A 2,946-nucleotide genomic window follows, 5' to 3' on the forward strand; every position below is an offset into this window, starting at 1 on the left:
GCGCGGGGGCTCGGGGTCGGGGTCGCGCTGGTGCGGGCCATCGAGGACGCGGCACGCGTGCGTGGGCTCGCCGCCGTAGACCTGCATGCGCAGACGCATGCCCTCGGGTTCTACGAACGGCTTGGCTACGAGGCGTACGGTCCGGAGTTCGCGGACGCCGGTATTCCGCACCTGGCGATGCGGCGCGCGTTGTAACCGGCTTCCGCGACCGACGGGCGTCGAAAGAGCTGGTGGGGTGGGCGTCGTGGCAGGCTTGGGCGTCCGTTGTGTGAACGTCGAGATCCCGCCGGAGCCCTGACCGTGGATCAATTGGCCCTCTTGTTCGTCCTGTTGCTCGGGGCCGTGGTGAGCGTCCCGTTGGGGGACCGGTTCGGTCTGCCGGCGCCGGTGCTCATGACGCTCCTCGGGATAGTCCTCGCGGTGGCCGACTTCGTGCCGAACGTGAACGTCCCGCCCGAACTGATCCTGCCCCTGCTGCTGCCACCGCTGCTGTACGCGGCCGTACGGCGCACCTCCTGGCGGCAGTTCACGGCCAACATCCGGCCCATCTTCCTGCTGGCCGTGGCGCTGGTGTTCGTCACCACCCTCGCCGTGGCCGCCGTCGCGAGCGCGATCGTGCCGGGGCTGCCGATCGCGGCTGCCGTGGCGCTCGGCGCGCTGGTGGCGCCGCCCGATCCGGTCGCCGCGACCGCCGTCGCGGGGCAACTCGGGCTGCCGCGGCGGCTGGTGTCGATCCTGGAAGGCGAGGGGCTCTTCAACGACGTGACGGCCATCGTGCTCTACCACGTCGCGATCGCCGCCGCCGTCAGCGGGAGCTTCGACTTCTGGCGGGCCGGGCTCGACTTCGTGCTGTCGGCCGTCGTCGCCGTAGTGGTCGGAGTGGCCCTGGGGTGGGCCACGAACAAGCTGATGTCGGCCCTCGACGACGCCACCCTGCAGATCGGGCTGACGCTGCTGGTGCCGTACGCGTCGTACGTCCTGGCCGACGAGCTGCACGGGTCCGGGGTGCTCGCGGTGCTCACCACCGCGCTGTTCCTGGCCGAGTACTCGCTCGGCGCCGACGACGTGCTGACGCGGCTCGCCGGGGCGACGGTGTGGGACGTCGTGGACACGCTGGTGACGGGGGTCGCGTTCGGGCTCATCGGGCTCGAACTGCACAACGCGATCCGTACGGCGTCCGGGCGGTGGGGCGAGATGCTCGGCTGGGCCGCGGCGATCGTCGGGGTCGTGGTGGTCGTACGGCTGGCGTGGCTGCTGCCGGCGACCTGGCTGACGAAACGGCTGCACGCCAAGCGGGACTACGACGAGGAGATCCCGACGTCCTGGCGGGAGACCGTGATCATGTGGTGGGCGGGGATGCGCGGGGTGGCGTCCGTGGCCCTGGCGCTGGCGATTCCGCTGACCATGGACGACGGGTCGGCGTTTCCCGACCGCGACGAGATCGTGTTCATCGCGTTCGGGGTGATCATGGCGACGCTGGTGCTTCAGGGGCTCACCTTGCCGTGGCTGGTGAAGCGGCTCGGAGTGCGGGCCGACACCGACAGCGAGAAGGCGTTCGAGAAGGAGCTGGCGGTGCGGGCGGCGAAGGCCGCGAAGCGGAGGCTGCGGGAGATCGAGGATGTCGAGGAGCTGCCGGAGGAGGTGTCCGAGCAGTTGTTGCGGCGGGCGTTCGACATCGGGGTGCGGATCTCTCCCGAGGTGGGGGACGGGGAGCGGCGTGAGGTGTACGAGAAGCGGGTGAAGCGGGTGAAGCGGATGCGCCGGATCCAGGGGGAGATGATGAGCGCGGCCCGGCATGAGGTGCTGGCGGCGCGGAGCGAACCCGGGGCGGATCCGGAGATCGTGGACCGGGTGCTTCGGCATCTGGATGTCCGTAGCTTGAGGTGAGTGCTCGCCCACCCACGCACCGCCCGTTCACCGTGGGCTGGAGGGTGGGCGTTTGCCGTGGGGGCCGGGCGTCGTCGGCGCCTGCGGGTCGAAATGCTTGCTCGCCCGCGCACTGGCTGTTCACTGTGGGCTGGAGGGTGGGCGTTTGTCGTGGGGGCCGGGCGTCGTTGGCGGCTGCGGGTCGAAATGGTTGCTCGCCCGCGCACTGTGGCCGTTCACCGTTGGCCGAGAGGTGGGCGTTCGCCGTGGGGATGCGGCGTCGTCGGGGGCCTTCCGCCCGTGCATGGCAGTCCTGTAAACGCGGGAGAGGAACGCCCGGTTTGCTTTGTAGGCTCGTCCCATGGCTCGCAACGTTGTGATCAGTGGTGGCGGTACGGGAATCGGGCTCGCCGTGGCGCATGTCTTCGCGGGTGACGGGGATCGGGTGTTGCTTCTCGGGCGACGGCGCGAGGTGTTGGAGAAGGCGGGGGTGCCGGGGGCGTTGACATACGCCGGGGACTTGAGCGAGCCCGAAGTCGTGCGCGGGGTCGGGCGGTTCGTCGCCGAGGAGTTCGGCACCGTGGATGTACTGGTGCACGGCGCGGGCGGTACCGGGGCGTTGGAGCCGGGGAGCGCGAGCAGCGACCCGCTGGACCGCGTCGCGCACGACTGGACGGTCAACTTCCGGATCAACACCCTGAGCGCCGCGCTGCTCACCGAGGCGCTGAAGCCGCGGCTCGCGGAGCCGGGCGGGCGGGTGCTGTTCGTGAGCTCCATCGCCGCGTACCGGGGTTCGGGGAGCGGGGCGTACGGCGGGGCCAAGGCCGCGTTGCATCCGTACGCCTATGACCTGGCCCGGGATCTCGGCCCGCGCGGCATCACCGTGAACGTGGTCGCGCCCGGGTACATCGAGGACACGGAGTTCTTCGGGCCGCAGATCGATCCCGCCCGGCGTGAACGGCTCATCAACGACACGTCGACCGGGCGGGCCGGTACCCCTGGGGATGTCGCCGCGACCTTGCACTGGCTTGCCTCACCGGCGGCGGGCCATGTCACCTCCCAGGTGATCCAGGTCAACGG

The 2,946-nt window shown here is 70.7% G+C and carries 3 protein-coding genes; all 3 read left to right on the forward strand.

Features of this window, described 5'->3' with window-relative positions:
- Window positions 1-195: GNAT family N-acetyltransferase (locus tag AC31A1_RS49350; protein WP_489659584.1), on the forward strand; the 195-nt coding region annotated here is incomplete at its 5' end.
- Window positions 196-300: 105 nt separating this feature from the next.
- Window positions 301-1,887 carry a Na+/H+ antiporter gene (locus tag AC31A1_RS49355; protein ID WP_489659585.1) on the forward strand — a complete coding sequence of 529 codons (1,587 nt, stop codon included), beginning with the start codon at window positions 301-303 and terminating at the stop codon, window positions 1,885-1,887.
- 340 nt (window positions 1,888-2,227) lie between these two features.
- Window positions 2,228-2,946, forward strand: a 719-nt coding sequence (locus AC31A1_RS49360) for an SDR family NAD(P)-dependent oxidoreductase (RefSeq protein ID WP_489659586.1), incomplete at its 3' end; no start/stop codon positions are given.

Source organism: Streptomyces sp. P5F9 (assembly GCF_057961495.1).